Here is a 26,478-nt window from a genome sequence, read left to right as displayed (position 1 = left end):
TGTCCATTACGCCTCCTTTATTTCATAGCTTGGTCAAGGTGAATGATTTCCTTGGCTAAGTATTCATCGACAAATAATGTGGAGAGAAACTTGCCTCGCAAAGCTCCTAATACTGCTTGTGCTTTTTCTGTTCCAACTGCAATCGCAATAGCATGCTCTTTTTGCTGTAATTCATCTAATTGCAGACCAATCGTTCGTTTATTTAAATTTTGATCCACTAGCGAACCATCAATTTTATAGTAACGTGAACAAATATCTCCAACTGCTCCTTTTTTAAGCAATGTTTGGTAACTATCTTCTTTAAAATAACCTGCTTGATATAGAACAGAATCATAAGATGGTCTTCCAATGCCGAAAACAGCGATATTTGCTTTTTTCCCAAGTGCAATGACTCTTTGTAAATTAGAATCTGTCATTAGTACATGAGCAATTTCCTCTGAGTCTACAATCGTTGGAGCATATAAAAGATGGGCGTCAGCATCGAAATTTTTCGAGAAATGCTCTAATATTGTCATTGATCCTGTTGCAAAGGAGTTTTGTGCAACCCCTCCGTTTAATTGGACAATTTGCATGGAAGGTACTTTCTTTGGCTGCAAATGATCTGCCACACAAGTCAATGTTTTCCCCCATGAAACTCCTAAAATATCGTTTTCTTGACATATATCATATAAATAATTTGCAAGCGCTTTACCAACATCGGCCATAATAAGATCTGCTTTATTAACAAAAACTGGAGCAACAAAAGCTTTTTTCAAATCAAATCTTTGTTGGAGCTGTTTTGATAAATAATCGACTGAATCTAGAGAATAGCGAATATTTACTTCGACAATGCCTGACTTCATAGCAGCTTCCAAAATACGGCTAATTGTTGGACGTGAGTAACTTAATTGTTCTGCAATTTGCTTTTGAGTAAGCCCAAGCTCATAATAAAGCTTAGCAACTTTGATCATTTCTTGCTTCGAGTACAAAGAAATAATTCCCCCCATCTGAAGAAATTTTGTTCACATGACCTTTACATTTGTTCAAATATAGTTCGAAATCATTATAATATGACAAACCTTTATTTTCAAAGTCAAAATATTTAAAGAATGAATATTGAACAAAATTTCAAACGATTTAGTAAAATAAGGGAAAAAACTAGTACTTTTACTCGGTTTTTCCATAGAAAAAATCATATTTACTATCATAACAGTATTAATGCTGTATTCTGGAAAAAAATTAAAAAAAGAAAAAAACGGATCCGAGGTACTTTTGGCCCAGTCTTTTTCATTTTGAACATATGCATTATCTTATTAACAAGTGCTGTCCCCACAAAACGGCTGCCCATCCAGCAGTACCCACCAGCAGCGCAAATGGCAATGACATATCGTGTTTAATCATTACCTTTACAATGAGCAGCAATATGGCTGTTGCAGGAAAAGCCCATAAAACAGAAGAAATAAAATGGCTCAATGCTTTTGATGACTCCCCTTGTAGTGATAGCCACATGATACTTAACAAACTAACAAGCGGCAAAGCGGCAATATAGCCGCCATATACAGGGTTTTTCTTTGCTATCCATGTAATGATTCCGATGATAATAGCGGAGGCAATTACTTTGATGAAGAAAAACACTTTTTTGCCTCCTTGCTTAGAATATGAAAGCCAACTTCTATTTTCTTTCTTTCTTCATTCGATAAACTTTTCCATATGATCCGAAGTTTTTCATCATCAAGCATCGTGTTTTTCTTTACACACTCTCTCCCTTCATCTGTTAGAGTAAGCATAACCTTTCTCTCATCTGCGGAAGATCGTTCCTTTTTAATATAACCTCTTTCCAATAAACGTTTCGCATGCTCAGAAGCAGTATTTTGTGAAATATGCAAGCGTTCTGCTATTTGTTTTATGCTTACAGTAGATTCTTTATCTATTTGTTGTAGAATCCTAATCAGTTGATGCGATATTTTTTCTGTGTGAGGATAATGTAAATAATAATAAATATCTGTCCAATTTTGATTTAATTGATCAAATTGCTCCAAAACAAACCCTCCTAATTTATATCGTATTTTACGAATTAATCGTATTATACGATATATTTTCCAATGATTCAATTTACATGATTGAAAAATAAGAGGAGAAGAGATTAAGACACTCCTTAACTAAGCAGTTTTTCACTTAAAGCGGTATTTCTTTATTTCTAATGGTCACCTCAACATGTTCTTCACAGTACGGTTATGATAAACTTCTCCATTTTCTTTCGTAGATACTGTTGGTCGCCGACAACACCACCATCAACAAAAGGGAAAAAAATTGTGATTTGCTTAACAAAACATCGACAAAGGGTTCTATTTAGATGAACAACTTTTCTAACTGCACCTCAAAAAAGGCGTCTTCTGTATGTCGATCGTTTCAATTGCTTTTTCGATCATACTTCAACGCCTTCTACGAAGTGGTATAAAAGTTTATTTTAAAATTATTTTTCCTTTGATGTTGAAATCGTTTGACTGTATTCTTCCAATGTCTTCCCGCTTTGTTGGATTTCTTTAGCGATATCTAAGCCTACATAACGCAAATGCCAAGGCTCATACTGATATCCTGTAATCTCCTCTTTCCCTTGAGGATAGCGAATAATAAACCCGTACTCCCATGCATGGTTTGCTAGCCAGACTGCTTCCTCCGTATCTGCAAAGCAATCTTCTACTGCACATCGTCCATCACTTCCAGAGACATCGATTGCCAATCCTGTTTCATGTTCACTATGACCTGGCACCGCACTATAACGTTTTGCCTTTTCCATGCCATCCCTTTCTACATAACGATCAAACAACGATGTTTGAGTGGCATGTGAACGATAAGCCGAGACACCCGCTAAATGGATGCTTTCTTTTTTAGCTCCAGCAAATAAACTTTCAAGTGCACTTGCAGCCTCGCTCCGCATCATACGTTTTTCGATTTTCTCTTCAAAAAGAAAAGGAACTTCAGGATAGACTAAATCATTCGGATGATAGTTTTCTGGCAGTGCATACTGTTTATTTACAAGGACAGCGATACTAGCAGGATTTGCAGCTACTTGATTTGTATTGCCCTGTTTGGCATCTTGCTGTGTTTCTTTAACTGGTGCTTCCGTTTCCACTTCATCCATTTCAGCTTCAGTTAAATCTTGTTTCTCATCTTCATTCATTTCAGATTTTGGCTTTGAATCATCGTTCATTTTTGTATCATTTTGATGATCACACCCAACAAACAGAAAGAAGGAGAATACTAACAACAAAGATGTATGTATCAGTCTACGCAATGTTATTCCTCCTATAATTTTATAAACATCTCGCATTTACAATACTTTAGACTTCAATTTTATCGAAAAGGTTTCATTTTTTTACGAGAAGCTTTTAGCACACCACATAAAAAAAGTGCAATATCTCATGAGAAGCCTATAAAACGAAGCCAACTATTTCTTATACCCATTCTTTATGATGCTCAATTCCAACGATCTTTTTATGTAAAAAAATAGCCGAAAATATATTATATCAAAAGAGATAATGCTTTTATTAGAAATTAATTTCCCTAGCAACTTAAGCGCTTGATTTTTAATGATTGTTTTCTTATAATGAACAAGATTATGCTATTTAAGAGAGATAGGAAGCCATTCTTGATTAAGAATATCGGTTTCCACAATTGACCGCAAAAACTGTGCTCTTTATGCATGGTTTTTATTTTAGATAGTCATTACTTCAAAGTTAGGCAGAAGATGGATATTGTTCATTTTCTGCCTTTTTACATCAACTCTGACTATGATAATGCTGCAAAGCTTCCAATTCGCACAGGAAGGCCACCCCCTAAAAAATAAGCCGGCTGACGTGAGGGCAGCATATACTTTCGTACTGTATATCTCACCCTTTTTACTATATTCTGAAATAGAGTAATCGGTTAGAAAACATAGAATCTCCACCTATTGTCATCCATATGTTGAAATAAATATAAAAGAAAGAGTGAATCCATTGAGAAAAAACATTGAAAAAGCAAGTGAAAACATACGTCTTCAAGAAGGATTTCCAGTGATTGAGCAGCTAATATTAGAGTGTTATTTGAAACCTGGCATTTCTACTAAAAACTTAGCACGTAAAGCATTGTTGCCGGTGCCGGTTGCGACTGCGATTAAAAAGGAACTTATCAAGGCAGATGTACTGAAACAGGATCGCGGTGTGCGATGCACCAATGAGGCTAATACTTTTATCGAAAATGAATGGAAATATAGAGGTTTAAACAAAGCCTTATATCAAACATGTATGGAAAATACGGTCGACTTAAAGAGAGAATTCTCCGATACGTTGTTGCAATTGGAAGCATTATTTCAATTACGTCCACAAGTAAATGTCCAAATAGATCAATCGGCATGTACACCAGAAACGAGTCTAAAACGGGCGCTTCTTTGCTTGCAAGAGCATTCCCTTATTGGGAAGCAAATCTTATGTGTCGGTGATGATGATTTGGTTAGTGTATCGCTCGGCTTTCTTTTAAAACGTTTGTTTCCAAACGAAACTGGGGATAAAGCGTTTATAGATGTAGTCGATATTGATGAGCGCTTTTTAAGCTTTATTCGGGAAATTGCAGAAAAAGAAAGTTTGCCAATAAAATGCCACCAAGTAGATCTCCGGCAGCCGCTTCCGGAAAAAATGCTTGGTCAATTTGACTGTTTTTTCACAGATCCGCCTTATACACTGCAAGGAATGAGTCTCTTCGTTTCTCGCGGAATTAGTGCCTTAAAAAGAATGAAAGGATTGCCGATGTTTTTATCATTTGCTCATAAATCACCTGACGTCACATTGGCTATGCAGCGAGAATTCGTTCGAATGGGGCTCGTAATCAACGAAATGCTGCCGCGTTTTAACGAATATAACGGGGCACAAATGATCGGAAACAGAAGTCAAATGATTATTTTAAAAACAACAGATCAGACAACCCCTGAGTTTACTGCTCCATTTGAAGACGCACTTTATACTGGTGAAGTGAAGAGAACAGTACGAACGTATCGTTGTAAACAATGCGGCGAGGCAACTCTCGTTGGTTTTCAACGTGATATTTCCACAATTGAAGAGCTAAAAAATCAAGGGTGTCCAAATTGTAAAAATGATACATTTGATCTTATTGCTAAAAAAGAGGTTGACTGATTGCACTTAGCAATATTTACGAGTGGGGGGCTTGCCCCCCTAAGTGAAAACGCCGCACGCTTACGTCCTTTTTTCATATGTTGCTTCAAAAGCATCTTTAGCTCCGGTAGACTCAAACCAACCTTTTACTTTTTGAAAATGTTCGATGGTTTGTCAATGACTACAGTGAGTCGAAAGGCAACATATGGTAAACTATTTATGTGAAGTATTTCACATAGTTTTTTATGTTATAACAAGCATGATTCACAAATTGAAGCTAGGAGTGGATAGTATGTCTCGTTTAACAGAAAAAGTGGTAGTTATTACAGGCGCAGCACAAGGAATTGGAAAAGCAACCGCAATTAAATGTGGACAGGAAGGCGCAAAAGTCGTATTGTCTGACTATGATGAAGTGATGCTCATACAAACTGAACAGGAATTAAAAAAAAGTGGAATGAATGTAAAAGCAATGAAATGTGATGTAACGAAAGAAGAAGATATTGCACGTTTGTTTAAAGAAGCTGCTGAACATTATGGAAAAATTGATGTACTCGTTAATAACGCTGGTATTTTTATGAATAATAAAGCGGAAGATGTAAAAGCAGATGATTTTGATAAAATGAGCCGTGTAAATATTAAAGGAACAATGATGTGTATTAAACATGCAATTCCTTTCTTAAAGCAGCAGCCAGGAAGTAATATCGTTAACTTGGCTTCTATCTCAGGCTTAATTGGAACTGCAACACACAACCTCTATATTATGACTAAACATGCAATGGTCGGGATTACTCGAAGCTCAGCGGTAGAATTATCAGAATATGGAATCCGAGTAAACGCTGTATGCCCTGGTCTGATAGAAACAAAAATGGCTGATCAATTAATCGATGGCGACGGCGGCACTGAAGAAGTACGAAAACAATATGAGTCTGCGTATTTATTAGGGCGTTTAGGAAAAGCGGAAGAAGTTGCCAATGCTATTGCCTTTGTTGCTTCTGATGAAGCTTCATTCATCACTGGAGCAATGATCCCAGTTGATGGTGGCTATACAGCAATTTAATCAATATATGATAACACTCATCGGGAGTCTAGCGCTGCTAAAATAACTCCCGACTTTTTTCATTTTACACCATAAAACAGTCACATTTATTTCCGATAAGCCCGTAAAGCTCCTAAGTTCATCCATATAAACAAGAAAGAGAATCCGATCAACACAAGTCCACTCCCCCACCAGCTTGCGAAACCTTCTCCCCTTAGCATAATGCCCTTGAGTGCATCAGCAGCATAATATAAAGGTGTCGCCTTTCCAAGCCACTGCGCCCATTCTGGCAAGGTTTCAAATTGAAAAATACCTGAGAAGAAAACCTGAGGAATAATGACAACTGGAATAAACTGCATTAATTGCAGCTCATTGCGAGCAAACGCTGATAACAGCATCCCAAGTGTCAGCGCACTAAAGGATAGAATCAAAATAATCATTAATACGTCGATAAGCCGCCCAGCATGATACATCTTTAACACATATATACCATAGCTCGTCAAAATAACGGACTGAAGTGAAGCAAAGATGCCAAATCCAATAAGGTAGCCGAAGATAATTTCACTGTTTTTAATCGGGGAAGCCATTAAACGATCTAGCGTTCCAGTCGTCCTTTCCCGCAAAAAAGAAACACCACTAATTAAAAAGACGAAGAAGAATGTAAAAAAGCCAAGCAACACTGGTCCAAATGCATCAAATGAAGTTAAATCTTTACTTCCATGAAGATAATGAATATCCAATTCTTGCTTTGCTCCCTCTTTCATTGTTTGCATCGTTTTTTGAAGCTTCATCAACACCGCTTGATTTTTAGCTGGTTCACTGCCTTCTAAATAAATAGTTGGCGAAGGAAATAATCGAAGATAGGCGTCTATTTTCCGCTCGTTTAGCATTTTTTTCGCCTCAGCTTCTGTCAACAAGACATAATCTGACTTCTCAAAAGGTGATTGTAAAGAGGTGTCCTCGTTGATGACAGCGATTTTCGGTTCATATGCTTCTGTCGTAAACACAACCCAAAGCAAGGTAAAAATGAAAAGCGGCGCCACAATTAATAGTGCGAGCGTTCGCCGATCGCGAATAAATTGACGGCTAATTCGTTTAATTAGCGCTGCAATACTTAACATTGCACCCCTTCCTCCTCTCGCATAAAAATCGCTTCGATATTATCTACTTGATAGGTTTGTAGTAAATCGTCAGGTGATCCCTCTGCCAAAAGCTTGCCTGATTGTAACAAACCAACCCGATCACAACGATACACCTCATCCATTACATGGGTTGTAACAATGATCGTAGCACCTTCCGTTTTTAATTGGTGAAACAGCGACCAAAGCGATTGCCGAATAATAGGGTCTAAACCAACAGTCGGTTCATCTAGTATATAGAGCTTTGGCTGATGCAATAATGCACAAGCTAAAGACAAACGCCTTTTCATGCCGCCTGAGAAATGAAGCACTCTCTTTTGCAAATCATTTTCTAAATGAACCATTTTAGCAACAGCCATCATTCGCTCTTTCCTTTGTCGACCACGCAGCCCTTGTATAGTGGCAAAAAAATCTAAATTCTCCTTGCATGTTAATTCTTCATAAAGCGCATCTGACTGTGCCATATAGCCAAGGTGATGAAAAGCGGAAATAGACGGCTTCCGCCCGAACAATGCCACCTCTCCTTTCGTTAATTTCTCCAACCCCAATAGCACCTTTATTAAGGTTGTTTTTCCAGAACCGGAAGGGCCGATCAAGCCATATATCTCTCCCGAAGCAAGAGAAATGGAGAGGTCATTTAAAACGAGCTGTTCTTTATATGCCTTGGAAATATGTTCACCTTTCAGCATTTTCGCCACTCCTTTCATTCAATTTTTAACCAATCCATGAAAAACAAAAAGTGTGTAAATATCAGACTTCATTATTGAACAGTGTGTCTATTATTTATGGTAAAATAGCTTTGCTGCCTAGACAATACGCAATGATAGGAACAGTGGCTATTAATAGACAAACAACGTTAAACTGTCTTATAAAACTGTCTACACAACGGAGAAAGGATGAATATTCGACATGGAAAACGAATCTATCACTGACTTGCGGGTAATAAAAACACGTCAGGCCATTAAAAAAAGCTTTCTTGACTTATTAAGACAAAAAAGCTTTAGTACGATTACAATTAAAGACATTGCGAATCATGCGATGATTGGAAGGGGTACTTTTTACTTGCACTATGAGGATAAATATCAATTGCTTGACCATTTAATTGACACAGAGCTGAAGAAATTCTCGGATATTATCCAACCAAAAGCATATATTCACAACGATATAGTTGATGATCAAACATTGCTTCACTATGCACAAAAAGCTTTTGTACATTTAAAGGAACACGATTCTTTTTTTCAATCCATGTTTCTAAGAGATGATATTCCTGCCTTCCGTACGAAACTACAACAGCATTTCTTACAAAAGTTTAATAAAGAATTTAAAGATCTTCACATTACAGAACGAATAGACGAGTTGGATAGGGAGATTCTTCTTATCTTTATCTCTTCTGCTGTTATCGGCTTAATCGAATGGTGGGTAAAAAATGGCACGATACAGACTCCAGAACAAATGGCTAAAAAACTGCAAACATTGTTAACAAAAGGCCCGATTCACACACTTGGGCTTCATATCCAAAATAAAACAACATGATCATGGACCATTCCCCTCAAGTTACGATAAATACCCTGATTGCCGAAGTGTCTTATCACTGTGCCGCCAATCTGCAAGTAAGGCCGAACCATTTTTAACTTCAACTTTCTTGCAAGTTCCGATTACTGCCAAGCAAGCTTTATAATCTTCCCATAAATGAAGATCGTGCATGGTGAATCTGTCTACTCGTTCTTGTTCATTTGCCCACATTAGCAGTTCGGCACGTTCAGTCGGGCATGAAACGGTTACATGTTCAAGAGGGATGGTTAATCCTTGTCCTGTTGCTTTTAGAATGGCTTCCTTTCGTGTCCAATATGTATAAAAGTGCTGAACTCTCTCCTCTTTCGGAAGCTGGAACAAAACTTGCCGTTCACTAGGAGAAAGTACTTTTTTTATTAATTCTTCAGCTGATAAACGCGGGTCTATCTGTTCAACATCAATACCAACGGGATTTTCAACTGTAACGGCCATTATTACGATGTTTCCAGAATGGGATACATTAAACTGAAGGTGATCGTCAGGATGCATCACCAACCTTGGTTTTCCGTGAGACTTTCCACATTGAGGACAAGTGCGAATTATATTCAATTCATATGGCTGCAGGTCTGTATAATGAGCAAGCACTAATCGAACAAGGCTGTAAGAAACAAGGGCACGATCTCGATCCTTTGAACGCCTAAAAGAAACATAACGTTCATTTTCTTCTGAACTAATCAAATGCCTAAATAAATCATGTTCATCAGTAACATCTGCATACCATATATGACAAGTTTCAGGTTGAATCTTCTGCTTTAAAAATGATATAGACATGTTTTACGTTTCCTTTCTTCTTTCATGCTCTCTATCGTATTCTTTTGGTTGCTTTGCCTATGATGCAAAATCATTTATTGCTAAAAAATCCTCTAGGCGAAACAATGATTTGCTTTCGGTGATCTTCCACCAGATTCTCCCAACTCTTGGAATAGGAATTAGAAACAGATAATTCGGAAAATATGTTGTTAGTATAAGAGAGAAATGATGGAATATCAACCAAATGTATTTATTATGTTCAATAATTGTCTTTCTCTATTAACTGGCACTTGAATTGCTACTTTCCTCTTATTCAATCAACAAAAAATGAGATGTGTAAATAGACCCTATTTCAGCAATTGTAACTTTTGTTTAACCAAATCCCTCTATGCTTAGCGTAATATACTTGGTAGATACTATCTCAAGGAGTGGTTCATATGTTTAAAAAAGTCATGACGATCGGCCTTTCAAGTACGGTCTTGCTGGGAGGTTTGACACCTGCCTTTATAGAAGCTGCAGCGAAAGAAACTGCATATAGCATGGCAGCATTAGAAAGCACGGACGTAAATTCCGCTTTTGTTGCATTTAAAAAACGTATCAAAGAAACAGATTATATGAATATCCATATTTCACAGCCAGTTGTAAAAGGTTTAACGGATAAAAAATTTGAAAAGAAAATCAATCAAGAGATTGATAAAAAAATAAATATTCTAATAGAAGAACTGCAAAAAGAAGCGCAAAACGAAGCAAAGGAAGCTAAAAAAGCGGGTTATAAATTCCATAAGTATGAGCTCATCGTTCAGTCAGATGCAAAATACGCAGGTCCATTTCTTTCTATTGTCATGACGACAAACATTTATAGCGGTGGCGCAAACGACAACACAACAGTTGCATCTGTCAATATAGTAGACGGAAAACAAGGGAAACAAATCCATCTGAATGAGCTTGTCAAAGATAACAAAGGTCTAAATAACCTCATCTTGCATGAAATCGAGAAAAGCCAAGAAGAATTCTTTACAGGAGAATTTGGTTTCCAATCCTTTAGGGAGGAGCAACCGTTTTATATTGAAAATGGACAACTCGGCATTATTTTTGACAAATATGAAATTGCACCTGGGGTTATGGGAACTCCAGTAATACAGTTGCCTATATCCGAAGTAAAACCATTAATACAACAAAAATATGCTGATTTAATAGTAGAACTCGATCAGAAGGAGCCTTTAAAGGTAGAAGTCAATGGAACCCCTATTGCTGGATATGTAAAAAAAGAAGGCCTAAAAAGCATACCAATGGTTGCACTCCAAGATTTAGCCGTACATTTAGGCTATGAATTAAAGTCTAATCAGGAAGAGCAAACCTATGAATTGCAAAAAAACAACCGTTGGACATCTGTTAAGGTAGGGGAGAATCGTTATTTTTATGGACGCATCACACCTTTTCAATTGGAGGCTGCACCAGAAATATTTGAAAAAAAGGTATACGTACCAGTATCGTTTGCAGAAAAAGTTCTCGAAGCAAATGTGACAACAAACAAACATCATGATATTGAAATTTTAGCCGTCCGTTAAAAATCACGAAAGGATTTATGGAAAGAAAGGTCGTCTTAATGTCCCTAAACCTTTATTTGTTATTCGCATCCGTAGCTGGCCTTTCAGCAGATTGTGATAAAATGCACAACTCCTTTTAAGGATGGCTGTACTGAACGAATAACTGAAGCGTTTTTCAACATTGATTGCCTCAGATGATAAACAGTTTGATTGGGCTGATAACTTGCTCGTTTTGGCTTATAAACCTGTGAATTCGACTGACAATTCCTTTGGTTCGGCTTATCAGCAATAAATTTGATTGATAACTCGCCTGCTTCCTTTTGTTCATCACCGATCGAGTTTCTAGTCAAAAATCGAATGGGACTGTCCCAAAAGTTATATAAACGACTTTTAGGATAGTCCCCATTGCTAGATGAAGAGCCCACCAACATACACCATTACAGGGATTGTACACAAAGCAAGCAATGTAGAAAAAATAGTTGCCGCAGCGGCCATATCTCCATCGGCACGATATTTCGTAAACACAATGGATGCGATTGTAATCGTAGGCATGGTCGATTGAACAAGTGCAACTTGGGTTATTCCCATATCCAAACTGATTAAACTTAATATCAAGATTGTCACAGTAGGAAATAGCAACAATTTAAGTATAATGGGTATACCAAGCTGAAGCTTTGAAATCGAACCTACTTTTCCCCATAGAGTTGGCACTAAAAGTCCAATATACATCATTGCCAACGGACTAGCTATACTAGCTAAATTAGCTGTCAGCGACACAATAAATGTTGGCGGTTGAAACTGAAAATAGCCGAGTGTTAGTCCGACTATGATCGCAATCATCGGAATATTGATCATTGCTTTCAATGAACGAAACGAAAAAGCAGCTTCTTTTTGTAATAAGAGGACGCCAACAGACCAAAGTGTGAAGTCTAAACCAGCATCAAATACTGCTGCCAATAACGCTCCTTTTGGCCCAAATAAAATGGCACAAAGCGGTATACCAATAAAACCCGTATTTCCAAGTCCAGATACAATGGCCATTTCTTTTGCTTTTTGATTTGGATATTTCATCAATCTCGCAACGAGCCATCCTATCCCTATTCCTGCTATATTAATTAAAACAGAAAACATAAAAGTTAAAAAAACAAGGTGAAATACATGAGAATCCATTGGAAATTGAAAAATACTAGCAATGATAATACAAGGCATCGCGACATTGACAATGATGGAAATAAGCATTGCTTGTGAATCAGCATTAAAATCAAGCCTTTTTCTTAATAACATGCCAATACCAATCATAATGCCCATAACCGCAACTGAAGATAAAATAGTTGTAAACTCCATAAACTCCTCCAAAAAACGTGATGACCACGGCAGTTTCTATTGACGGATGTTTTGCTGCATTCTCTGTTTTAAAGATGCCATGCCTATAGACCAATGCTGTTCTATCAATTCCAATGCTTTATCTAGATCACCGCTTGCGATTGTGTCAGTGATGTTTGCATGTTCTTGGAAAGATCGCAGGACAAGGTCTTTATTCCACATGTAAGCATACTCGTAACGGCGAATTAAATGGGTCATTTCACGTATCATTTTCAATAATTTCTTATTTGTACAAGACGCTGTCAAGTGTTGATGCCATTTAGAATCCAATTCCAATGCACGATTTGGATCGTCTTTCACTTCCTTCAGCATCAAGTTCAACTCTCTTAATGTAGATGTCTGCTGCTGCAGCTTCTCCAAACCAGTTATTTGCATTGCTAACTTCTCTAAATGCCAAATAATTGGGTAAAGCTCTTCTACTTCGCGAACAGTAAGCGGCAGCACCATAAAGCCTCGCGCCAAATCAGACCTTAAAAAACCATAATGTTTTAATTCAAGGAGCGCCTCTCGCATAGGTGTTCTACTTATACCTAGTTCTGCGGCAAGAACAGATTCAATAATCCGACTCCCAGCGGGTATCTCCCCATTCAATATCCGATCTAAAATAATTTGTCTAGCATCATTTCGAAGCGGACGGCGAGTCAATTGCCATATCACTCCTTTCAGTGAACTACTCACCACTTATCGACCTTACGTTCTAATTGAAGTGGAAGCTTCTTGGGAACTAGATACTTTTGTTAGCTACTTTTATTTACCAAGCTATAAGGGCAGGCCCTACCCCTAAAGAATACCAACTACATGGCTAGTTTCAGTAACTTCTTACTTGCATTCACATCCCTATCATGATGAGTTAGAAGTGGGAGAATTCTTTACGGAAGCCCAGTTAAAAAAGACTATTGAACTAGCATCTCATTGCACGCACGAACGATCATATAATTGTATCTTCTCAAATTTAATAGATAGTAGAGTAATTGGTAGTTTTAAGCAAAAAGTACAAAAATCCAACGTGATTATTGTATACGATACTGATAATTATGTCAATTTAGATGATGAAAACAATGGACAACAAGATTTTTTCGTAAAGTACCGACACATCAACTTTCATTGCTTAATGGTCGATAACAGATTCACTATGCAGCCATCTTTGAAGTGAAGGGGTTGTTTCAAAAAATCTCCATATTGAATGTCCTATTTATCCCAGTAAGACCTCCACCTCAAGAGTAAGAGGAATCGGTGGAGGATAACTGCCAGAAAATGTCCGATTGGTTCGGGCCGACTTGAATCAACATCGCACGAAGAAAAGCGGTTTCCTTTTTGAGGACGTTGCGATCTTAGCCTTTGTTCTACCTCTTATCAGTGGGATGAGAGCAAACCCCCACTCATGGAAGTTTCACTTTATCTATCATATGTATAGGAGTTACTCCCACTTTCATCATCTTCTTTTCGTACAGAAAAGAAACGAAATACCAATCACGAATGAAATACCCTTTTTTATGCTAAAATCGATTCTCTATTGCAAACTTCATCAATGCTATAATAAAGGCAAATATGAATAGCACTATGAAGGAAGTGAATATGTTGGTTCATTTACAGGATATTTTACATGCTAAAGAGAAAATCAGAAATACGATTCATTTAACACCAATTCTCACATCTACACAGCTATCGAAAGTTTGTGGCAATCAACTATTTTTAAAATTAGAACATCTACAGAAGACGGGATCCTTTAAAATCCGTGGAGCTACGAATAAAGTCAAACATGCAGTCCAACAAGGTGCCAAGCATATAACCGCTGCTTCTTCAGGCAACCATGGCCAAGCTGTCGCCTATATCGCCCAGCAACTAGGCGTCGATGCAACGATTATAGTCCCTGAAGATGTAAGCACATGCAAACGGAATGCCATCCAAGCATATAATGGAAACATCGTCACATGTGGGACAACTTCTGCTGAACGGATTCCGAAAGCGATCGAAATCGCTGCTCAACTTGACGGTGTCTTTATTCCGCCATATGATGATCCTCAAATCATTGCTGGACAAGGAACGATCGGCCTAGAAATTCTTGAACAAGTAAGCGATGTCGATGCCGTTATCATTCCAGTTGGCGGTGGTGGACTATGTGCTGGCATTTTGACTGCTATAAAAGAGACGAAGCCAAGCATTCAAGTGATTGGTGTCGAACCAGCGCTAGCCAATGATACCTACTTATCTCTACAAAAGGGTCAGATTACATCCATTAGTGGGACAGCAACGATTGCCGATGGATTGCGGACATCACAGCCTGGCGACCTAACTTTCCCGATTTTACAAAAATACCTCGATGACCTTGTCCTAGTTTCAGAAACAGAAATCAAACAAGCGCTTCACTTCGTCCTCGAAAGAATGAAACAGGTCATTGAGCCCTCAAGCGCAACAACAATTGCTGCGGCAATGTTTCATAAAATTCCGTTCAAAGGAAAAAAAGTAGCAGCTATCGCCTCAGGAGGCAATGTTGACTTAACAAAGCTTTCACAACTATTGAGTTAATCACCTCTGTCATTTACGATCAATAGGCCCGCTTTGTCAAATGACAGGCGGGCTTTTTATTTGGCCTTTGAAAATCACTCTCTACACACAGTATAAACTACCTAATTTATTTTATCCCTCATATAAAAAATGCCTATTTTTATGGATATTTGTTTTGCATAAAACAGAAAAATTTATAATTAAAAGCTATAAAATGATACAAATGATCCATATTAACAAATTATATTGTGTAGTGAGAATTCTGATAGTACAATATGAGTGTTATATCTTTCCGTTTAATCACTTAATTCCAATTATATGAAATTATTGGATAAGTAACGGAGAACAGAATAACGCAATCAAATGTAAAAATAGTCATTCTTAAAGGAGGTGATAAAAAATGAGTATAAATGGGCCGACAGATGAGTACTCAAAAACACATGAACCTTTTAATCTTACACCCGTAAACAATGATTCACAATTCGGTACAGGGGTATTAACAGGAAACCAAGAAGTTAGAAATAAAGAAGTTGGAGTTAGAGCTATAACCAATATTTTTCATCATTTAAATAAACGCGGTATTACTAACGAGGAATTAAGAAGAGGAAAAGCAATCATGAAAGGAAACATTGTATTTGGGCTTGAGAATATTGGAACTAGAATGATTGATTTTGGAAAAAATGAGATCTTAGACATAAATGAACAATCTTTTATGAACTTCCAACATATTGATGACATCTATCAACAAATTGAAAAACAGACTAAGAATGATATAGAAGACGTCATTCATGATATTTTTTCTTATGAACCTTCTACTTCTCTCATTAAAGGCTTGATAGTTGACTAATCGTATAGAAGGGATGAAATAAGTGCATAAAGTTTTAGGATTTTTCCTATTAAACATAAAAATGATATTTGCAGAAAAAATAGCGTTTGTTTGGTCGATTATTTTCCCTGTCTTTATCGCACTATTAGTACAGAAAAGCATGTTGGATTCATTAACTGATCCAAACGAACTTATCAAGTATTTTGGCTGGTTTTGGGTATTTATTATTATTAGTACATTTTTAAACGGAGTTGGACTTCAAGCTGCAAGACTACGTGAATACGGTTTGTTGAAAACGTATACGTTAATTGCAGGGAATAAGTACATTTTTATTTTTGGAATGCTATTAACGCAAATTGTGTTTTGTTCTGTAAGTCTATTGCTTTTCACTTTTATTATTTCGTCTATATACAATGTATTTTCCCTGAAACTTGTTATCGTTCCATTGATAGGCATGTTATTAGCATTACCCTTTGGTTTGGCTACGCTGTCTTTAGCTAACTTGCCTGTCCAGTATAATAATTTAACGACAATCGTAAATATCTTTATCTATCCAATTTTTTTAGTTGCAGTAAGCTTTCATTCGAGTGAGTTTTATTTACTTAAACTATTCAATCCATACAAATTAATATACGAAATGACGATGACATTCGCAAATGGACTTCATATTTTACAATATAACGGATTTCATATAGGAATCTTCTTCGTCTCCTTGTTCTATTTAGCTATCGGAATTGTCTCTTTAAGAAAGTTAAACTTGCTTTCTGTCATACAAAGATAAAATAAACTTCCATTAGTGGGGATTTTCTCTCATCCTCCACTGATAAGAAGTAGAACAAAGGCTAAGATCGCAACGTCCTCGAAAAGGAAACCGCTTTTCTTCGTGCGATGTATTGCTGCCGAAGCTTTCCTTGTCCTGTTGGCCCGAACCAATCGGACATTTACTGCCAGTTAGATGTGGGATAAAAAAAGAAAGGAATAACATATGGATATAAGAAATTTAACATTTAAATATCCGAAAGGAACAAAATATGTTTTAGACGATGTTTCATTTACATTAAAAAAGGAAAAGATCAACGCCATCGTAGGTGTCAATGGCTCTGGAAAAACAACCCTATTTGATTGTATAACGAGGGTATTAACGCCACAAAGCGGAGACATCAACCTTCCAAATATAAACGAAATACTATATTTAACACAAACAATTTATTTTTCACCAGTTATAAAAGGGAAGGACTTTGCAAAGTTCATCTTACGTTTAGATAATCGGCCAGCCAATAAAGATGTTCAGTACTTTCTAGAACCATTGACAGATCGAGAAAAAGAGCTATTTATTCATTTATGGGATTTAAAATTGGGGAAGATGTCGCTAGGAGAGAGGAAATGGCTATTTATTACTTTGCTTAGTCAAATTATTAATAGAAGTATATATATTTTTGATGAACCAACAAGTGGAGTAGATCCTTCATCACGACGAAAGATTTTTACAAAAATCAGCGCCTTAATCCGAAACGGGAAAACATGCATCATGTCCACACATCAACTTCAAGATTTAATGAATTTGGAATGTCATCTTATCATGCTTCATCAAGGATCGATTGTTTATGAGGGTGATTTTCAAGAGTGGCTGCAAAAATATGATACAAGTAATCCTGATGAAGCTTTTGAAATAATGTTAGATAGTACAGAAAGATCTAATTATCAACAACCCTCATGATTGATAAAAAGAAACCTTTTAATAAAAATAAGCCAAGTAGGTTATCTGGAAAATGATTCTACAATCTTGTATTGTTAAGTAAATCTAAAAAGCGATTCCATGTTAATGGAGTCGCTTTTTTAACTTAGAATTAAATATTTCATCTTCTGGAAGAGAAATAGCTCTTTGCTCTATTAATTCAGTGTCGACAAAAAACTTTTTTATTTCCATTTTCATCATACAATTAAACTTCCATCACCATCTTGAACTACCCGCCACTTAGCACTCTTACGAGTTGCTTGAAGTGGGGGATTCCTACGAACACCAGTGTACCCACCAGTTATTTAGTAGGCTACCCCCGTAGTTCCTACGGTTAGAAGTCTTATGGCTTCGTTTTTAAGATTTTGTCCTGCGTTAATATCTCTATCATGATGTGTATCACAAGAAGGGCAATTCCATTCGCGAAGATTGAGATTCTTAACGTCTTTGTTTTGGTAGCCACAAACTGAACATAATTGAGAGCTTGCAAAGGTTTTAGATACAGTTACTATCTGCTTTCCTGTTCCTTTCCTTGTCTAATCCCTCGTTCTACGCCCTGTTCTATACCTTGTTCTATACCTTGTTCTATACCTTGTTCTATACCTTTTTCTATACCTTGTTGAATTCCTCTTTCAATTCCTCTTTCAATCCATGAATTTGGTAGGCTTAGGATTCCTCTTGCTTCCTCCGGTTCAAGTTGTTTGATCTCTTCCATCAGTTTATTTTCCTCCTTTTGATCGAGTTTTAAATAAGTTTCAAAAAAGCCATTTATTAGTGTCATTTTTGCTGGATTCAATTCCATACGAACAAGCATGCGCAAAAATTCCAGTTTTACTTGGACTCGTTCTTTTGTAGTGACATTCATTTTACTTAGCAACGCAGCAGCAACTGGATTTTTAGCGTAAACAAAGTTTCGCCAATTCATGTTTCGCAGCTGCAGCTTTAAAAATTGGAAAGCAAGCACCTTTTGAAACGGGAAAGCAATGGAAAAATCGGTTGGTTCGTCTCGTTTCTCATCATGGCTAAAGACAGCAATCGGCAGTATCGGTTTTCGATGTGTTTCATATAATCTGCTGAAGTAGATAAACATCCTTTCGTTGAATTTGGTTTGAGAATAGGATTGGGGTTCGACGTGAATAATGATGATCGTATTTTTTCCACGCAGTTTTGTTTCTATGAGGATGTCCACCCGCCTTCTTTCACCAGCAGTTACATCGGTAAAGACTTCCTCAGAAAGCAGCTTCATGTAGGAAAAATCGATATGTGCGTGAATATGCGGGAAAAAAGCTTCTAAAAACTCTGAAAAAAATGTGCGAATTAACTCTTTAAATAAGCGATCGTGATCTGTGTAGCGTCGTGGCTTTTCTCGAAGAACCATCGTTGACAACATTGTAGCACATCCTTATTGAAGTATTGAGATGAGAAAAATAGGGGACGGTCTATGATGGAGAATTCATCTTCATAAATAGTATAGCAAAGAAACCTAATAGGAACAAGTGTTCTTTTTATGTTATTAAAGCGACGTTGAACGATAAAAAGAAAAGGAAAGATTTAGCATGAAAGAGACTGACTTTTTTCGTTTTAATCGCTAGAATAGAGTTAGCATCAATGATCCGGCTTTTTTCATATACGTTTGCACTACAACGTGCAAGAGCTTTACCTTGTTTTAACAAATAAAACCTTGAAGGAGGATGGAGCACATGGCCATATCTTTTCAAAAAAAATCAGAGTTTTTTACGTTTCATGATCCAATGCAAGACGGCGAGTTGATTGACCGCCAGACAGAAGTACGTTTTGACCCGCTGACTGGGGAATCATCGCGAATTATTTTTGATCCAGGCGCACCTTTTACTACACCCGACTATAGTGATGTTGCAAAGAAAACGAGTGGGAAAAATTGTCCTTTTTGTTCAGAAAATGTGATGAACCTTACCCCAACTTTTCCGGATGAACTGATCGCTGGCGGAAGAATGAAAAAAGGGGAAGCAGTTGTTTTTCCTAATTTATTTCCGTATAGCAAACATAATGCAGTCGTTAGAATGACGGATCAGCACTATGTTCCTCTTGAAGATTTTAAGCCCTCATTGATCGAAAATGCATTTGTTGCTGCCCATGATTATGTACAAAAAGTAGTACAATCAGATCCAAAAACAGCATATGCATCGATAAACTGGAACTACTTGCCAGCATCTGGCGGGAGTATTTTACATCCACATATACATGTTTTAGCATCTGAACATCCGACTAACTATCAAGCGACAACGCTTGCACATGGTAAAAGCTTTTATGAACAACATAGGAAAAACTACTATCTTGCGTTAAAAGCAGAGGAACAACAACGGAATGAAAGGTGGATCGGTAGCGAAGGTTCAATTGCTTGGGTTCACGCGTTTGCCCCTAAAAGCCATTGTGACTTTATTGGCATCTTTGATGACGCACCTTCGCTTTCGGCATTAACAGAAAAAAGCTGGTATGTTCTTGCCAAAAGCATGACACACTTATTCGGCTATTTTCAACAGATTGGATTAGCAAGCTTTAATCTAGCAGTCTTTATTCCTATTAAAGCAACACCTGCTGACTGGGTGCATGTCCGACTCATTCCTCGCTTTACATCTGGATTATTAGAAACAAGCGATATGAACGTCTTTAATTATTTGCATCAAGAACCGCTCTCCTTAAAGGTTCCAGAGCAAGTAGCCAAAGATGCAGCTGCTTTCTTTCAGTAAAAACAACGCTCTTATAACAGGTGGAACACTCTCCACCTGTTGTAAGAATCTTTAATCTTTCTTTTCCTGCTGGAATCTTTCTGTTAGTTTATTCTGGTGTGCTTCCATTATTTCTTCAAGGCTAATATCGTAGATGTTGGCTAGTAATGTCACATTGCCAATTACATCCCCTAATTCCTCTACTATCGCTTGACGAGACTCCTGAAGAGATTTTTCCGTTTCATCAGGGCGGTCTCTGCCGATCTCATACGTACGAACTGCTTGCGCTACTTCCCCTACTTCTTCCATTAAAAACCCTACTCTAATAAATGGACCATATTCCGTCCAGCCTCTCTTGCTGTAAAATTCATATATCCATTTCTGTACTTCAGACAATTGCATCATAACTTCTCCCTTTCCACGAATGATCCATTTACTTATTTTTGATTATATCATAAAAAGAACATTTGTTCCGAATCAGCATAAAAAAGTAGTAAAATCATTTTTTCGGTTAACCTTTTTGTTGCTTCATTCGTTATAGAGATGAAGGAGGGAAAAGATGTATGATTCTGCATTTAAGGCCGCACTTTATGAGCAGCTTTCACACGTATATAGATACTTAATAAAAAAGGGAGCTAATCCGCAAGATGCAGAAGACATTGTACAGGACACCGCTTATAAATACTTAATGAATCTTGAAGCGATTGAAGCTGCAAAAGTAAAAAGCTGGCTGTATAGAGTAGCGATAAATCAGTTTTACGATATTCTTCGCAGACAGAAGCGTACAAATCATATCCTTAAAAAAATCGTGTATGACGAAGAAGCAATAGACGATCTCCCAGAAGATATTCTCTTAGAAAAAGAGTTTCAGGAGCATGTTCAGCTAATCTTGCATCAGCTTCGAGAGCCATATCGGGAAATATTGCTTTTAAAATATGATTTGGAGTTAAAATATACGGAAATCGCGGATATGTTAAATATAAGTATCCCCTCTGTAAAAATGACCTTGCATCGGGCGAGAAAACAATTTCTAGACCAATACAGGAGGATGACAAATGAACGAAAAAAATGAGCGGGAAAAATTTAAGGAAGAATTAGATTTAGCTGTTTTTAATAAGACTGTAAAAAAAACAAAACGAAAAGTGTTGTTTCGTCATATTCTTATTTCCGTCATTGTCACAGTTGTTGTTGGCTTCGGGTTCAAACTAACAAGCGACTGGCTTATTCAATATCGAATCAACAAATGGTATGAAGAGGAATTGTTTCTCACAGTAATAAGAGAGCCAAATGTGCAAGTGACGGGTGCCAATTATACTTATGATGCTTTTAAAGCAACTGCAAGAACATTGGTCACTAAAAAGGTGGGAGGACGAATCATTCCATGGGATAAGATCGAAACATATATATATCCTTTCCGAGACCCAAGAGCCAAGGATCCCTCTGGAGGGAACTTTGGCACTTATAATGAGGATACAAAGCAATGGGATATGATTCACGAAGCAACAGGTAAACGTGTAGCTGGTTTTTTTCATCCAGACATTATGTATGAAAATTTGCCAAATAATATGAATTTACTTTCCAAAATGAGAAAAGATCAATATATTGAAATGGCAATTTCTTTCGATCAAGCATATACATTAAAGGAAGTAGAGAACTTCTTTCAAAAAAAGCATCTTAACTGGCTGTGGTTAAATAGCTTTAGCAAAGATAGGATAAAAGCAGAGAACGAGACAAATAGTATGCTAAGAGAAATATCAACCACAACAGGATACGGTATTCCTTATCCAATCGAACTTTCCGATACAATTATTCGGACTTTACAATCATGGAAAAAGTTGCAGCCTGACAATCCAGCTGTTTCTTCTTTATTAAATATAACAAACGACAAAAAAGGAAATTTAAAAACTGAAAATCTCGAAATAATCGGGGTTATCATAAGCGGCGAGCCTAGTGAGCTGCTGCAATATAAAGACCAGCCGTTTGTTCGCGCTTCCTCTTTAGGCGCAACCGTTGATAAATATTAAGTGAAGCGGAATGATACAGGCGGAAGAGATTCGCATGCCTGTATCATTCCCAAGGTACTAAAACCGCATCAAAGTGAAATAATCTAAATTTACGCTAAATCTTTCGGCTATCCTACCCATCCCCACTCATCTCTTTCAGTTTGAGGCAACTTTTCCTGTCATAATATAGCTCCATACATCACGGAAGACACCCGCTTTCTGAAGTGTTGTCAGGGCAACAAGCGCCAGAATGCCGATAAAGATTCCGACAACTCCGAATAACTTTAAACCTGCAAACAAAAAGATAAGGAGCATCAGCGGATTCAATCCGATGCTAGAGCTGTATACCTTCGGTTCTAATGCATGTCGAGTGACAAGGATAATCGGCCATAGTATCAATAATCCAGTGCCTAAAAAGTTGTTCCCTTCGAAAAAAGCATATGCTGCCCAAGGAACGATAATCGCTGGTATGCCAACAACCGGAATAAGATCAACTATTCCCCCAATAATCGCAATCGTAAAGGCATAAGGAGCACCAATAATAAGCAAGCCAATAAAAAATACAAACGCAGTAATACTTGATAAAATGAGGTGCCCTTTTAAATAGCCAAAGACAGCATGCTGCAAATCACGGGCAACTGCACAGATTGAACTGCGAATCCGATTTGGTATCACAGACTTTAGTTTGGCCGCAATTGAGTTCCATTGTTTGCTAATAAGAAATGTAGCAACCATAATGATAATGCTATTAAACGCAAACTTAGGGAAAAACAGGAAAATAGACTTTAAAAATGTGAACAAATAGGCGACAATAGTTGTCCCTGCACTCCCGATAGTACTAGTAATTTGGGATAAGGAAGATTGAACATCTAACGAATCAAGCACCGTACTGATCTCCAAAAACAATTGTTGAAAAGAATCAGAGAGAAAATAATCGTTTAGCCAATTCATCCATACCGCCATTTTTTCTTGCAGTAGTTCTATAATATGAGAAGATTCGGAAATGATCTTTGTCGTAAAGACAAAAATGATCAGTGAGATAATAACAACGATGAAAAGCAGGGCTGTCAAAACTGCTAATCCACGTGGAAATCGACCTTTCTTCTCAAGAAATCGGACGAATGGATTCATAATATATGCGAGCAGCCAAGCTATAAGAAACGGATATATAATCGGAAATCCATAATAAAACAGCGCGATGATTGCTGCAATGATGAAGGCGACCCATAAAGCTCGAAAAATGCGATGAACTAGTATAGCGTTAAATATGCGCATGGCGTTCTTCCTTTCAAGGGTGACTTTTCCTATAAACCGACTGTTCGGTTTAATTGTAGTTAAACGTAAGCCAATACCTACTTGTCCATTTGCTATTCTTTCGTTTTAATCGTTCACTTCCTGTTTAAGTAAGATAACTCTTAGCTCCCCTTAACAGGGTAAATACTAAGTGATTCTTAAATGACGGCAATTCAGTTGTTCCAAATGGCCCCAAATATGGTGCATTCTAATACAAGTCCACACCTTCCATTTTACCATAAATTTAACAGACTAAGCATTGGCAACACTTTAGAGAAAAAGAAACGGCAATCATGAAGATACCGTCTCTGACATTCCATATATAGTATAAAAGTATAAACCAATCATATTAATGAGGAAACCTTTTTATTTTTGGTAAATCGTTTTACCTGTCCTCATGTTCTCTAGGATAGAGCAGTCCCATCGCAAAGAGATGCGCAATTTCCGAGATCAATTCATCCAAATCTGGATTAATATGTTGATTCATATGAGGAAGCGTTAATTGAAAAATGAGAATCGAAGACAGCGTCGAATAAAACACATTAGCCTTAGCTTTAAAATTCGTTTTTGGAATTTTTCCTTGTTCATAAAGGTCATTTAAATAGTCGACAAGATGGTGAAACAATTTATTCGGATACTCGAAAAACAGCTTCTCGAACTCCTCATTTTGATAGATTTCACGCATGTGCACCCAAATAACTTCTTTCATCGGCAAGTTTACCTCAAAAAACGTTTTTGCTAATATGCTAAGATCATGTTCAATATCTCCTGTCAACTGTTGTTCAATTTTAGGAAAGTAATCTCGATATGTTTTATGAGATATTACACTTTCCTGGAATAAATTCTCTTTACTGCCAAAATGGCGAAAAAGCGTAATATGATTTACCCCAGCACGTTCGGCAATTTCACGTGTCGAAGTACCAGCATATCCCTTCTCACTAAAAAGCTCTAAAGCAGCTGTTAACATTCGTTCTCTTGTTTTCTTCTTACTCAAGCCTGCTCCCTCTTTCGTCCCTTATAGTCGACCACATTATATCGAAAAAAGAAAGGAGAAAGCAACTGAATGCATGCACTAATACTTTTATAAGACTGCTTTTTTCAACTAATTCAAATTGATTTGAGTGTCTCTTTTTCGAAGATATTGTACCATTTCCCGAGAATTTATTCCGTTAAGATAGGCAAAGATCACTCCGATAAACAAGGCGATAGAGCCAAGATGAAAGACGAACTGAAAAGCGAAAGATACATGTCTATTCATTGTTTGTGTCAAATCAGGAAATAGCTTTTCCATTGCCTCCTGTTCTTTAGCAAATTTCAATTTTATATTCGAATGTTCGTTAATGGGAGCTTCCTGTAATAAATTGTTTCTTTTCTCATCTAACTGTGCTAAAGCATCCTCTAATGTTGTCTGCTTCCCTTTTTGTTCATCCCCTTCCTTCATTTTCTTTAATTCACCTATCATATATGCCTTGCTTTCCCTTGTAAGCTCACTAGCCTCTACTTGAAGTATCATCTCTTGTTTTGCTAATTTAATTTCATCTTCCATCGAATGCTGCAGTAAAACAACCAAAAGAGCCACTCCAATTGCTGATCCGATAGCCCTGCTCACTTGAAATAATCCTGAAGCAATACCGGCCTTTTCTTCAGGTACTTGTATAATTAGTGCCATTGACAATGGACTAAAAATCATGCCAGAACCTACACCAATCACCATAAGCACTCCGATTGTAACCCAGATTGTACTATCTAAAGGAATATTCCCTAATAAATAAGTACCAATGCCGAAAAGCATAAATCCGATGACACCAAACCATTTTGTCCCCCATTTGTATGCTTGTGCTGCAATTGGTGTTATCAACATTGTTGCTACGGATGAAGAACTGAGTATTAATCCGGCTTCTAGCTGGCTCATTTCTTTAACAGATGTGAGATAGAAAGCCATTAAGAAATAGACACTCATCATGCCAATGCCTAAAAACAAAGCGGCAATATTGCCAAATGTAAATTGTCTATTTTTAAACAGTTCTACTGGAAACATTGGGTTTTTTCCTTTCTTTTCAATCATGAAGAAGAGAAGCATTCCAATAGCTGCGCTGATTAAATAGAAGAGAACGGGGATTGAAGTCCAGCCAGCTTCTTTTACTTGCAATAACCCGTAGATTAAAGCAAAAAGAGAACCGCTTAATGTGATCATTCCGCCCCAATCGATTTTTTTTGAAGCTGTCGAATCAAATGATTCACGAACACTAGATTGGATCAACACGATCGCTAAAACACCAATTGGTATATTAATGTAAAATACCCATTGCCACGCAAATTTTTCAGAAAGAAATCCTCCAATAGTAGGTCCTAAAGATGTCGCTACACCTGCCATAATACCAAATAAGGCTGTCACACTTCCGATTTTCTCTACAGGCATGTGAACCAACACCATTGGAATACTAACCGGTACAATCATCGCCGCAGCAAGTCCTTGAATAGCACGAGAGATAATTAACATTTCAATGGACAACGAAAGTCCACAAAGAAGAGAAGAAACAGTAAACAATAATAAACCAATTTGAAAAATTCGTTTGCGCCCGAATTGATCCGCTAAGCGTACCGCCGTTAGAAGAATAACCCCAAAAGCCATGTTGTAGCTATCGATAATCCAAGAAATTTCACCAAACGCCGCTTCATAATATGCTGTTATTTTAGTCAGTGAAACATTCACAATGGTCGTATCCAATAACGCCATAAAAAACCCCAGTGTTGTCGCTATAATCGGAAGTAAATAATTATTTTTCTCCTTCACCATTACTCCCATCCTCCTTATATAAAATGCAATCGAATGGTTACATTATATATAAAACATCATT

25 protein-coding genes and 1 pseudogene are annotated in these 26,478 nt (G+C 37.2%); 11 read left to right on the top strand and 15 right to left on the bottom strand.

All coding sequences use genetic code 11. The features are described 5' to 3' along the window. Positions 1 to 17: 17 nt before the first annotated feature. The 4 genes from J2S08_RS12340 to J2S08_RS12325 all read right to left on the bottom strand — a co-directional run bounded on the left by J2S08_RS12340 (position 18) and on the right by J2S08_RS12325 (position 3,280). Positions 18 to 968, bottom strand: coding sequence for a sugar-binding transcriptional regulator (locus tag J2S08_RS12340; RefSeq protein WP_307229917.1), 951 nt, complete (start codon positions 966 to 968; stop codon positions 18 to 20). Between the two features lie 316 nt (positions 969 to 1,284). Further along, on the bottom strand, positions 1,285 to 1,614 hold the full coding sequence (locus tag J2S08_RS12335) for a DUF3147 family protein (RefSeq protein ID WP_307229915.1): 330 nt from the start codon (positions 1,612 to 1,614) through the stop codon (positions 1,285 to 1,287). Next, on the bottom strand, positions 1,593 to 2,018 hold the full coding sequence (locus tag J2S08_RS12330) for a MarR family winged helix-turn-helix transcriptional regulator (protein ID WP_307229913.1): 426 nt from the start codon (positions 2,016 to 2,018) through the stop codon (positions 1,593 to 1,595). The genes J2S08_RS12335 and J2S08_RS12330 overlap by 22 nt, the downstream gene beginning before the upstream one ends. Before the next feature lie 434 nt (positions 2,019 to 2,452). Further along, entirely contained in the window at positions 2,453 to 3,280 is an 828-nt protein-coding gene (locus tag J2S08_RS12325) for a M15 family metallopeptidase (RefSeq protein ID WP_307230055.1), read from the bottom strand. Between the two features lie 697 nt (positions 3,281 to 3,977). Between J2S08_RS12325 and J2S08_RS12320 the strand changes: the two genes are divergently transcribed. Together J2S08_RS12320 and J2S08_RS12315 are read left to right on the top strand one after the other, a co-directional pair. Then, the gene (locus J2S08_RS12320; RefSeq protein WP_307229911.1) at positions 3,978 to 5,147 is read left to right on the top strand and encodes a bis-aminopropyl spermidine synthase family protein; all 1,170 of its coding nucleotides are present in this window, start codon (positions 3,978 to 3,980) and stop codon (positions 5,145 to 5,147) included. Positions 5,148 to 5,418: 271 nt separating this feature from the next. After that, complete coding sequence (locus J2S08_RS12315) at positions 5,419 to 6,183, top strand: SDR family NAD(P)-dependent oxidoreductase (protein WP_307229909.1); 765 nt, start codon at positions 5,419 to 5,421, stop codon at positions 6,181 to 6,183. Between the two features lie 86 nt (positions 6,184 to 6,269). Here the strand turns inward: J2S08_RS12315 and J2S08_RS12310 are convergent, their stop codons facing one another. Together J2S08_RS12310 and J2S08_RS12305 are read right to left on the bottom strand one after the other, a co-directional pair. Beyond that, positions 6,270 to 7,283 (bottom strand): ABC transporter permease, encoded by a 1,014-nt coding sequence (locus J2S08_RS12310; protein ID WP_307229907.1) that lies wholly within the window; start codon positions 7,281 to 7,283, stop codon positions 6,270 to 6,272. Further along, on the bottom strand, positions 7,277 to 7,990 hold the full coding sequence (locus tag J2S08_RS12305; RefSeq protein WP_307229905.1) for an ABC transporter ATP-binding protein: 714 nt from the start codon (positions 7,988 to 7,990) through the stop codon (positions 7,277 to 7,279). The genes J2S08_RS12310 and J2S08_RS12305 overlap by 7 nt, the downstream gene beginning before the upstream one ends. A 220-nt stretch (positions 7,991 to 8,210) precedes the next feature. Between J2S08_RS12305 and J2S08_RS12300 the strand changes: the two genes are divergently transcribed. Beyond that, a complete protein-coding gene (locus J2S08_RS12300) occupies positions 8,211 to 8,834 on the top strand; it encodes a TetR/AcrR family transcriptional regulator (RefSeq protein WP_307229903.1) in 624 nt (207 codons plus the stop codon). A gap of 21 nt (positions 8,835 to 8,855) precedes the next feature. On the opposite strand, the gene J2S08_RS12295 is transcribed toward J2S08_RS12300, so the two are convergent. Beyond that, the gene (locus J2S08_RS12295) at positions 8,856 to 9,644 is read right to left on the bottom strand and encodes a 4'-phosphopantetheinyl transferase family protein (RefSeq protein ID WP_307229901.1); all 789 of its coding nucleotides are present in this window, start codon (positions 9,642 to 9,644) and stop codon (positions 8,856 to 8,858) included. 416 nt (positions 9,645 to 10,060) lie between these two features. Between J2S08_RS12295 and J2S08_RS12290 the strand changes: the two genes are divergently transcribed. Further along, positions 10,061 to 11,191 carry a PdaC/SigV domain-containing protein gene (locus J2S08_RS12290; protein WP_307229899.1) on the top strand — a complete coding sequence of 377 codons (1,131 nt, stop codon included), beginning with the start codon at positions 10,061 to 10,063 and terminating at the stop codon, positions 11,189 to 11,191. Between the two features lie 387 nt (positions 11,192 to 11,578). On the opposite strand, the gene J2S08_RS12285 is transcribed toward J2S08_RS12290, so the two are convergent. Both J2S08_RS12285 and J2S08_RS12280 read right to left on the bottom strand, forming a co-directional pair. Continuing rightward, a complete protein-coding gene (locus J2S08_RS12285; protein WP_307229897.1) occupies positions 11,579 to 12,514 on the bottom strand; it encodes an AEC family transporter in 936 nt (311 codons plus the stop codon). A gap of 36 nt (positions 12,515 to 12,550) precedes the next feature. Beyond that, complete coding sequence (locus J2S08_RS12280) at positions 12,551 to 13,198, bottom strand: GntR family transcriptional regulator (protein WP_307229895.1); 648 nt, start codon at positions 13,196 to 13,198, stop codon at positions 12,551 to 12,553. Between the two features lie 933 nt (positions 13,199 to 14,131). Here J2S08_RS12280 and J2S08_RS12275 point away from each other — a divergent pair. The 4 genes from J2S08_RS12275 to J2S08_RS12260 all read left to right on the top strand — a co-directional run bounded on the left by J2S08_RS12275 (position 14,132) and on the right by J2S08_RS12260 (position 17,601). Next, positions 14,132 to 15,079 (top strand): threonine ammonia-lyase, encoded by a 948-nt coding sequence (locus J2S08_RS12275; protein WP_307229893.1) that lies wholly within the window; start codon positions 14,132 to 14,134, stop codon positions 15,077 to 15,079. 379 nt (positions 15,080 to 15,458) lie between these two features. Continuing rightward, on the top strand, positions 15,459 to 15,905 hold the full coding sequence (locus J2S08_RS12270) for a peptidase M16 family protein (RefSeq protein WP_307229891.1): 447 nt from the start codon (positions 15,459 to 15,461) through the stop codon (positions 15,903 to 15,905). A gap of 22 nt (positions 15,906 to 15,927) precedes the next feature. After that, positions 15,928 to 16,665 (top strand): hypothetical protein, encoded by a 738-nt coding sequence (locus J2S08_RS12265; RefSeq protein WP_307229889.1) that lies wholly within the window; start codon positions 15,928 to 15,930, stop codon positions 16,663 to 16,665. A gap of 204 nt (positions 16,666 to 16,869) precedes the next feature. Next, a complete protein-coding gene (locus tag J2S08_RS12260; protein ID WP_307229887.1) occupies positions 16,870 to 17,601 on the top strand; it encodes an AAA family ATPase in 732 nt (243 codons plus the stop codon). Positions 17,602 to 17,924: 323 nt separating this feature from the next. Here J2S08_RS12260 and J2S08_RS12255 read toward each other — a convergent pair. Together J2S08_RS12255 and J2S08_RS12250 are read right to left on the bottom strand one after the other, a co-directional pair. Continuing rightward, positions 17,925 to 18,149: pseudogene (locus J2S08_RS12255) on the bottom strand (zinc ribbon domain-containing protein); the annotation flags it as partial. Beyond that, a complete protein-coding gene (locus tag J2S08_RS12250; protein ID WP_307229885.1) occupies positions 18,128 to 19,009 on the bottom strand; it encodes an Rpn family recombination-promoting nuclease/putative transposase in 882 nt (293 codons plus the stop codon). The pseudogene J2S08_RS12255 and the gene J2S08_RS12250, both read right to left, overlap by 22 nt. A 310-nt stretch (positions 19,010 to 19,319) precedes the next feature. On the opposite strand from J2S08_RS12250, the gene J2S08_RS12245 reads away from it, so the two are divergent. Then, on the top strand, positions 19,320 to 20,345 hold the full coding sequence (locus J2S08_RS12245) for a hypothetical protein (RefSeq protein ID WP_307229883.1): 1,026 nt from the start codon (positions 19,320 to 19,322) through the stop codon (positions 20,343 to 20,345). A 51-nt stretch (positions 20,346 to 20,396) separates the two neighbouring features. On the opposite strand, the gene J2S08_RS12240 is transcribed toward J2S08_RS12245, so the two are convergent. Next, positions 20,397 to 20,726 carry a MazG-like family protein gene (locus J2S08_RS12240; protein WP_307229882.1) on the bottom strand — a complete coding sequence of 110 codons (330 nt, stop codon included), beginning with the start codon at positions 20,724 to 20,726 and terminating at the stop codon, positions 20,397 to 20,399. A 157-nt stretch (positions 20,727 to 20,883) separates the two neighbouring features. Here J2S08_RS12240 and J2S08_RS12235 point away from each other — a divergent pair, with 157 nt between their 5' ends. Both J2S08_RS12235 and J2S08_RS12230 read left to right on the top strand, forming a co-directional pair. Further along, entirely contained in the window at positions 20,884 to 21,396 is a 513-nt protein-coding gene (locus J2S08_RS12235) for an RNA polymerase sigma factor (RefSeq protein ID WP_307229880.1), read from the top strand. Then, positions 21,380 to 22,348, top strand: a complete 969-nt coding sequence (locus J2S08_RS12230; protein ID WP_307229878.1) for an anti sigma factor C-terminal domain-containing protein — start codon at positions 21,380 to 21,382, stop codon at positions 22,346 to 22,348. Before J2S08_RS12235 ends, J2S08_RS12230 begins: the two co-directional genes overlap by 17 nt. 135 nt (positions 22,349 to 22,483) lie before the next feature. Here the strand turns inward: J2S08_RS12230 and ytvI are convergent, their stop codons facing one another. The 3 genes from ytvI to J2S08_RS12215 all read right to left on the bottom strand — a co-directional run bounded on the left by ytvI (position 22,484) and on the right by J2S08_RS12215 (position 26,417). Beyond that, positions 22,484 to 23,602 carry a sporulation integral membrane protein YtvI gene (gene ytvI / locus J2S08_RS12225; protein ID WP_307229876.1) on the bottom strand — a complete coding sequence of 373 codons (1,119 nt, stop codon included), beginning with the start codon at positions 23,600 to 23,602 and terminating at the stop codon, positions 22,484 to 22,486. 403 nt (positions 23,603 to 24,005) lie between these two features. Next, the gene (locus J2S08_RS12220) at positions 24,006 to 24,614 is read right to left on the bottom strand and encodes a TetR/AcrR family transcriptional regulator (protein WP_307229873.1); all 609 of its coding nucleotides are present in this window, start codon (positions 24,612 to 24,614) and stop codon (positions 24,006 to 24,008) included. 108 nt (positions 24,615 to 24,722) lie between these two features. Beyond that, complete coding sequence (locus J2S08_RS12215) at positions 24,723 to 26,417, bottom strand: MFS transporter (RefSeq protein ID WP_307229870.1); 1,695 nt, start codon at positions 26,415 to 26,417, stop codon at positions 24,723 to 24,725. Between the last annotated feature and the right edge of the window lie 61 nt (positions 26,418 to 26,478).

This window comes from Bacillus chungangensis (assembly GCF_030812995.1).
GTDB lineage: Bacteria > Bacillota > Bacilli > Bacillales > Bacillaceae_C > Bacillus_CF > Bacillus_CF chungangensis.
Note: the sequence above shows the minus strand (reverse complement) of the source record. Positions and strands in the feature narration are given on the sequence as shown.